7 protein-coding genes are annotated in these 8,596 nt (G+C 31.9%); all 7 read right to left on the bottom strand.

Translation table 11 applies throughout. The features are described 5' to 3' along the window. Nucleotides 1-113: 113 nt before the first annotated feature. Nucleotides 114-1,904: an aspartate--tRNA ligase gene (aspS, locus tag KIB46_RS06785; RefSeq protein WP_156560500.1), complete on the bottom strand. Its 1,791-nt coding sequence runs from the start codon at nt 1,902-1,904 to the stop codon at nt 114-116. An 18-nt stretch (nt 1,905-1,922) separates the two neighbouring features. Next, a complete protein-coding gene (gene hisS / locus KIB46_RS06780; protein ID WP_156560502.1) occupies nt 1,923-3,173 on the bottom strand; it encodes a histidine--tRNA ligase in 1,251 nt (416 codons plus the stop codon). 11 nt (nt 3,174-3,184) lie between these two features. Next, nucleotides 3,185-4,615, bottom strand: a complete 1,431-nt coding sequence (locus KIB46_RS06775; RefSeq protein WP_291671248.1) for a coproporphyrinogen III oxidase — start codon at nt 4,613-4,615, stop codon at nt 3,185-3,187. Between the two features lie 8 nt (nt 4,616-4,623). After that, nucleotides 4,624-5,241 carry an MBL fold metallo-hydrolase gene (locus KIB46_RS06770; RefSeq protein WP_291671247.1) on the bottom strand — a complete coding sequence of 206 codons (618 nt, stop codon included), beginning with the start codon at nt 5,239-5,241 and terminating at the stop codon, nt 4,624-4,626. Nucleotides 5,242-5,255: 14 nt separating this feature from the next. Continuing rightward, nucleotides 5,256-5,705 (bottom strand): D-aminoacyl-tRNA deacylase, encoded by a 450-nt coding sequence (gene dtd, locus KIB46_RS06765; protein ID WP_156560509.1) that lies wholly within the window; start codon nt 5,703-5,705, stop codon nt 5,256-5,258. Nucleotides 5,706-5,717: 12 nt separating this feature from the next. Further along, the gene (locus KIB46_RS06760; RefSeq protein WP_291671246.1) at nt 5,718-7,904 is read right to left on the bottom strand and encodes a bifunctional (p)ppGpp synthetase/guanosine-3',5'-bis(diphosphate) 3'-pyrophosphohydrolase; all 2,187 of its coding nucleotides are present in this window, start codon (nt 7,902-7,904) and stop codon (nt 5,718-5,720) included. Nucleotides 7,905-8,015: 111 nt separating this feature from the next. Next, nucleotides 8,016-8,534, bottom strand: coding sequence for an adenine phosphoribosyltransferase (locus tag KIB46_RS06755; protein ID WP_156560513.1), 519 nt, complete (start codon nt 8,532-8,534; stop codon nt 8,016-8,018). Between the last annotated feature and the right edge of the window lie 62 nt (nt 8,535-8,596).

Here is an 8,596-nt window from a genome sequence, read left to right as displayed (position 1 = left end):
GTGTTTAAGTACAAATAATATCTAAAGGTTATTCGTAAAATAGGAAAAAAGGAGCTGTCGCTAACGGATTTTATTCCGCTAATGCGACAGCTCCTTTTAATTAAAACAAAATATTATTCTTCTTCATTTTTGGCTGTTATAGCAATACCTAATTCTTCTAATTGTTTTGCATCTGCTATATTTGGTGCTTCACTTAAATAGCAGTAAGCATTTTGATTCTTAGGGAATGCAATAACATCTTTAATATTATCTGTTCCAGCTAAGAACATTATCATTCTATCTAAACCAAATGCTAATCCTCCATGTGGTGGTGGACCAAACTTAAATGCTTCTAATAAGAATCCAAATCTTTCCCAAGCAGATTCTTCTGTAAAGCCTAAAGCTTTAAACATTCTTTGTTGAAGTTCCATATTGTGAATTCTTATAGAACCTCCACCTAATTCTTCACCATTTAATACTAAGTCATATGCCTTAGATCTTACTGCACCTGGATTAGTTTCTATCATATCTAAATCTTCATCCATTGGTGCTGTAAATGGATGGTGGCAAGCTGTGTATCTATTTTCTTCTTCGTCATACTCGAATAATGGGAATTCAGTAATCCAGCAGAAGTTAAATTCATTCTTATCCTTAATTAAATCATACTTCTTAGCAAGTTCTAATCTTAATGCTCCAAGACTTTGGAATACTACTGAGTTTTTATCCCCAACTATTAAGATTATATCTCCTGTTTCTGCTCCCATCTTTTCAATGATAGCATTCATTTCTTCTTCCTTTAAGAACTTAGCTATAGGAGATTTAATTCCTTCTTCTTTAAGTTGAATATATGCTAATCCCTTAGCTTTGTAAGTCTTAACAAATTCACCTAATCTATCAACATCTTTTCTTCCCATAGATGCTCCACCCTTTAGGCAAAGAGCTCTAACTGAACCGCCAATTTCTATAGCGCTTTGGAATACTTTGAAGTCTACATCCTTAACAACCTCTGTTAAATCAGTAATTTCCATACCGAATCTTAAGTCTGGCTTATCAGAACCGTACTTTTCCATAGCATCTTTAAATGTCATTCTAGCTATTGGAAGCTTAACCTCATGACCTAAAACTTCTTTGAATACATGAGCTACAAGTCTTTCATTTAATTCCATAACATCATCTTGCTCAACGAAGCTTAATTCCATATCTATTTGAGTAAATTCTGGTTGTCTATTTGCTCTTAAATCTTCATCTCTAAAGCACTTAACTATTTGATAGTATCTATCAAACCCAGAAACCATTAATAATTGCTTAAATATTTGTGGTGATTGAGGTAATGCATAGAACATACCTGGATAGTTTCTAGATGGTACTAAGTAGTCTCTTGCTCCTTCTGGAGTTGACTTAGTTAACATTGGAGTTTCTACATCTAAGAATCCGTTGTTATCTAAGAAATCTCTTACTGCCTTAGTTGCTCTATTTCTTATCATAAAGATATTTTGCATATCTGGTCTTCTTAAATCTAAGTATCTATACTTTAATCTAATTTGTTCAGATGCATCTAATCCTTCTTTTATATATATTGGTGGAGTTTCAGATTCTGAAAGAATCTTTATTTCTTCACACATTAATTCAACCATACCTGTTGGCATGTTTTCATTAGGAGATTGTCTCTTAACAACTTCTCCTGTTACAGCTATACAGTATTCTGGCTTAACACCTTTAGCTTTTTCAAAAGCTTCTGCATTTATTTCTTCACCAAAAACAACTTGCATTATTCCGCTTCTATCTCTTAAGTCTATAAATTCAAGACCTCCAAGCTTTCTATTTCTTTGAACCCATCCCATAAGAGTAATCTTCTTACCTATATGTTCTTCTCTAGGTTCACCACAGTACATAGTTCTCTTTAATCCGCCTAAAGATTCACCCATTTTAAAGTCATTCCTTTCTTACTTAAGTGTGTTTGCAATTTCATCTATATTTTCAAGTGATACTTCAAATATTTCACCATCACTCATTCTCTTAAGCTTTATTACATTGTTAGCTAATTCATCATCACCTAAGATTGTAGTAAACTTAGCACCAATTTTATTAGCATATTTCATTTCTGCTTTAACACTTCTACCCATATGATTTATTTCAACAGCTACACCTTTGCTTCTTAAATCATTAGCAAGCTTAAATCCAGCTTTATATGCTTCATCCCCTCTTGATCCTATATATAAAGCATAACTCTCATTACTTGGAATTTCTATACCTTCCTTATCAAGAGCCATTATCAATCTTTCAATCCCCATCGCAAATCCAACTGCTGGCATGCTAGGGCCACCAAGTTCTTCTATCATATTATCATATCTTCCTCCACCTATAGCTGTGAAGTCATCATTTAAGATTTCAAAGATAGTCTTAGTGTAGTAATCTAATCCTCTAACTATTCCTGGATCAACTGCATATGGAATTCCTAATAAATCTAAGTACTCTTTTACCTTAGTAAAGTGAGTATCACATTCTTCGCACATAAAATCTAATATTATAGGTGCACTCTTAGTAATTTCCTTACACTTCTTTTCCTTACAATCTAAAATTCTCATAGGATTCTTTTCAAATCTTTCCTTACATGTAGGGCATAGATTATCATAGTTTTCCTTTAAAAAGTTCTTTAAAGCTTGATTATAGTTAGGTCTACACTTTGGACAACCTAAATTGTTTATATTAAGCTTTAATCCTTTTAATCCAAGATTCTTTAAAACTTCCATAGCAAATGCTATAACTTCTGCATCCATTGATGGTTCCTTTGAACCAAATACTTCAACACCGCATTGATGGAATTGTCTAAGTCTTCCCTTTTGAACATTTTCATATCTAAAACAAGGAATTACATAGTATAGCTTAGTAGGTTGAGCTTCATTGAATAGTCTATTTTCTATAAATGCTCTTACTATAGGTGCTGTACCTTCTGGTTTTAATGTAACACTTCTCTTTCCTTTATCTTCAAAAGTATACATTTCCTTTTGTACTATATCAGTTGTATCTCCAACTCCTCTTAAGAAAAGCTCTGTATGTTCAAAAATAGGAGTTCTTATCTCTTTTAAGCCAAAGTTTTTTGCTGTATCTTTAAATGTATTTTCTACATAGTGCCACTTATATGCATCTTGAGGCAACATATCTTTAGTACCCTTAGGTGCTTGCATTTCTGCCATATTAATCCTCCTTATTTATATAAAGTATCTAGTAAAGCAATCTTACCATCTACCATTTCTTTTATTCTATTTACATATTCCTTAATATCTTTAACATTGCCAAATCTTTCTATTCTATCATTTTCTAAGAAAACAACTTTAGTAACAGCATCTGCTCCTAAGGCTATAATTGTTTGCTTATCCTCTATCATTTGGATGTTATAGATACACTCTTTACCCTTCTTAGAATAACCCAAATTCTCCATATTTCCAACCATATTTTTTTGTCTATACATATAGTATGGGGTTAATTCTAATTCCTTGGCAAGATTTTTACTCTCTTCGTACATCTTCATTATCTCTTCTTGACTTTTTAAACCTAATCCTTTTTTTAGAATAAAGTTCTCATACATTATAGAACCTCTTTTAAGAGATAGTCCATGTATAGTTAAGCTATCAGGTGAAAGCTTTTTAATTTCTCTAGCAGTAATCTTAGCCTCCTGAAGGCCCTCTCCTGGTAGTCCTATTATCATATCCATATTTATATCTTCAAAACCAAGCTCCCTAGCCATGCAGAACTTATCTATTACATCTTGTGAAGTATGTCCCCTACCTATTAACTTTAGGGTTTTATCATTCATAGTCTGAGGATTGATACTAATTCTTGTTACATCATACTTCTTCATTGTTTGAAGCTTGTTTAATGTAATAGAATCTGGTCTTCCACACTCTACTGTAAATTCTTTTAATTCTCTATTTTCTACAAATGAATTATATATTTTATTCATTAAGTTTTCAAATTCCTCATCATTTACAGCTGTTGGAGTACCTCCCCCAAAATAAACAGATTCAATCCTTAATCCTTTTTCATCTACATATTTCTTAATTTCTTCAATTTCATATGTAAGCGCCTCTAGATATGGATTAACTAACTTTTTATTTCCACCGATTGGATTAGCTGCAAAGGAACAGTAAAGGCATCTTGTAGGACAAAAGGCCATTCCAACATAAATAGCAATATTCTTAGGATCTTTATTTACATACTTATCCTCGAATTCAGCTACATCTATACAAAGTTGTGCTTTCTCTTCTGAAGTTATATGCTTTTCAAAGAATATTTCTTTTACCTCTTCTTCACTTTTTCCTTCTCTTAAATGCTTAAGAGCAATCTTAGATGGTCTAATGCCAACTAAAGTTCCCCAAGGATATTCATCTCCAGTAATATCTCTTAAAGCTTTAAATATTACTTTCTTTATAGTTTCCTTATAATATTCATTATCATTTTTATATTCTTCTCTATTTATATCATTATAAGAAAACTTAATGCTATCATCAGTTATTTCAACATGATAATCTCCCTCTAGCTCTGAAAAGTTAATTTTGTCTAGAGGGAAATATATATTAAACATTTGATAAACATCATATCTATATTTTAGATCGTTTAATTTAATATTTATATCCATTTTTTCTCCTATATTAAACTATCATAGTCGTTTAAATACATATTGTATCCTTTTTCATATCCTATAGATGACTTAGGTCCGTGACCTGGATATACTTCTATTTCATCACCAAGAGGTAGTAATTTAGTCTTTATACTATTTATAATCTCTGGAAAACTTCCTCCTATAAAGTCAGTTCTTCCTATAGATCCTTGGAACAAGGTATCCCCTGTAAATAGTTTATCCTCTATTAAGAAGCATAAACCACCCTTTGTATGACCTGGAGTAGCTATTACTTTTATATTTAAGCTTCCAAAAGATAAATCATTGCCATCCTCTAAATATCCGTTAGCATTTCTAATTGATCCAAATACATAATTGTCTTTCTCCATGTACTCTTCATCTATTTTAGATATATAGAATGGAGCATTTAGCTTATCTGATAAATACTCTACACCACCTACATGATCCATATGTCCATGAGTTAAAAGAATCCCCTTAACATTGGCTCCCATATCTTTTATAGCTCTTTCTAGCATTTCTCCATCTCCACCTGGATCTAACACTACTGCATCCTTTGTTTTTTCATCCATTACTATATAACAATTTGCATCATATATTCCAGCTGGTATTGCTTTTATTATCACTATAAATTCCTCCCTTAAAACTCTTTTTTGCTATCTAATAGAATTGTCACTGGCCCATCATTTTCAATTTCAACATTCATATGGGCACCAAACTCTCCCGTTTCTACCTTTAAGCCAGATTCTTTTAGCATTTTTACGAATTCTTCATATAGTGCTTTTGCCTCATCTCCACCCATGGCATTCATAAAATTAGGTCTTCTACCCTTTCTGCAATCACCATAAAGAGTAAATTGAGAAATTGCAAGAATATCCCCCTTTATGTCTAAAAGAGAAAGATTCATTTTATCATTTTCATCTTCAAACACTCTTAAGTTAATAATTTTATCTTTTATATATTTCAAGTCCTCTATTGTATCCTCTTTAGATATTCCTAAAAGGACATTAAACCCTTTATTTATTTCTCCAACTAATCTACCTTCAACAATAACTCTTGACTTTTTAACTCTTTGTACAACAGCTCTCATTATATAGCGCTCCTAACTATTAACTCTAAATACATCTGTAACTCCTTTAAGTCTTCTTATCTTTTTCATAAGTTCCCTAAGTTGTTCTACAGAATCTATTTTCACCTTTATATTGATTAAAGCTTCATTTCCTTTAGCAGAATTAGCATTTAAAGCATTTAAATGTAACCCTGAATCTGTTATTACCTTCATAATATCAGATAATACTCCCATTCTATCGTCAGATTTAACTCTAACCTCTGCAACATAGGAAGCACCCTTTGACATTCCCCAGCTTACATCTACAACTTTATTAGGGTCATAGGCTATTAAAGATTTTAAGTTACTACAATCAGTTCTATGTACAGATACTCCTCTACCCTTTGTAATATATCCTTGTATTTCATCACCTGGTACAGGATTACAACACCTTGCAAACCTGATCATAAGATTACTTTCACCTTTTACTGTAATTCCATAACTACTTTCATTCTTATTACCCCTATCACTTTTGGCAATGTGCTCTTCAATATTTTTAGCTATTTCTTCGTCAGATTGCTTAACCTTATCAACTAGATTTTCTTCTTTTAATCTAGATACAAAGGCAGAAGCTGATATGCTTCCTACTCCAACTGCAGCATAAATATCATCAGAGTTATGTAGATTATATCTTTTTGCAAGTCTTTCATATGAATCACCTTTAGTGATTTCTGATAATACAACTCCCTGTTTTCTTAATTCCTTCTCAAGAAGTTCTTTACCTTTATTTATATTTTCATCTTTTTTAGCCTTCTTAAGCCAAGACTTTATCTTACTTTTAGCTTGATTACTCTTTGCTATATTAAGCCAATCCATATTAGGCCCCTTGGCTGATTGAGAAGTAATTATTTCAACTATTTCTCCAGTCTTTAGCTTATAATCTAAAGGAACAATTTTCCCATTAACTTTTGCACCTATGCATCTATTTCCAACATCCGTATGTATTCTATAAGCAAAATCTATTGGTGTAGATCCACTTGCTAAATTTATAACCACTCCTTTAGGAGTAAATACAAATATTTCATCAGAGAAAAGATCTATTTTAAATCCTTCCATAAATTCTTCAGCATCTGATGTTTCCTTTTGCCACTCAAGCATATCTCTAAGCCAAGCAAGCTTCTTCTCAAAGCCCTTTTCTTTATCTTCACCTGCATCACCTTCTTTGTACTTCCAGTGAGCAGCAATACCATATTCAGCAGTTTTATGCATGTCAAAAGTTCTTATTTGTATTTCAAAGGTTTTTCCTTGTGGTCCAATTACAGTTGTATGTAAAGATTGATACATATTTGGTTTAGGCATAGCTATATAATCCTTAAACCTTCCTGGTATTGGCTTATATACAGTATGAACTATACCTAAAACACCATAACAGTCCTTTACTGAATTCACTAAAATTCTAATAGCTGTTAAATCAAAAATTTGTTCTATGGTCTTACTCTTATTAACCATTTTTCTATAAATACTATAAAAATGCTTTGGTCTTCCTTCAATATCAGAATCTATTCCAGATTCCTCTAAATTCTTATATAAATCATCAATTATGCTAGAGATATATGCTTCTCTCTCTACTCTTTTTTCTGCAATTTGTCTTACTAAATCATAGTATTCTTCTTCATGTAAATATCTAAAAGAAAGGTCCTCTAATTCCCACTTAATCTTAGACATACCAAGTCTATGGGCAAGAGGCGCATATATATCTAAAGTTTCTTTTGCTTTAAGCTTTTGCTTTTCTTTAGGCATGAACTTTAGGGTTCTCATATTATGCAATCTATCTGCAAGTTTTATAATAATAACCCTTATATCTTTAGCCATTGCTAAAAGCATTTTTCTAACATTATCTGCTTGCTGTTCTTGTTTACTTTTATACTCTATTTTACCAAGCTTAGTTACTCCATTTACCAAACTTGCAATTTCTTCATTAAACATTTCAGACATTTCTTTGTAAGTACAATCAGTGTCTTCTAACACATCATGTAATAGTCCTGCAGCAATAGTATTTGTATCCATACCAAGCTCTGCAAGAATTTCTGCAACATCAATAGGATGAATTATATAGGGTTCACCTGATTCTCTCTTTTGAGATTTATGAGCTTCACCGGCAAAATTATAAGCTTTTTCTATTATATCTATATCAACGTTTATACAATTGTCATTAATCTTTTTTATTAAGCTCTCAATCATAAGGCTTACTCTCCCCTAGCTATTTATTTCTAAAATCAATGGCTGGTTTATACTAACCAGCCATTCTTAATAAATATTATTATATATTATTATCCTATCTTTTTCAACAAATTAAAACTCGTAATCAACTAGAGACATTACATCATATCCTTGTAATTTATCTCTTCCATTTAGACCTGTAAGTTCAATAGCAAAATCTAAAGCTACTACTTCAGCACCAACAGTTTCTACTAGCTTAGCAACTGCTTCAATAGTTCCCCCTGTAGCTAGAAGATCGTCTACTATTGCAACTCTTTGACCTTTCTTTATTGCATCTTTATGAATTTGTAAAGTATCATTACCGTATTCTAAACCGTAATCAACAGATACTGTTTCACATGGTAGTTTTCCTGGTTTTCTTACAGGCACAAACCCAACACCTAGAGCATAAGCTACTGGAACACCAAAAATGAATCCTCTAGCTTCTGGTCCTACTATTAAATCAACGTTTTTATCCTTTAAGTGTTCTACAATTTTATCAATTGAGCATTTTAAAGCTTCTCCATCACCAATTAAAGTAGTGATATCTTTAAAGCTTATACCTTCTTTTGGAAAACCCTCTACCACTCTAATACTATCTTTTAAATTCATATTGCTTCCTCCAAAAATATTATTTATATCAAAATCGCCTATGCGACTTTATAAAAGCCGTA

This window comes from Clostridium sp., assembly GCF_018372875.1.
Classification (GTDB): Bacteria; Bacillota; Clostridia; order Clostridiales; family Clostridiaceae; genus Clostridium.
The sequence above is the reverse complement of the archived record's forward strand: the minus strand, read 5'-3'. Positions and strand labels throughout refer to the sequence as shown.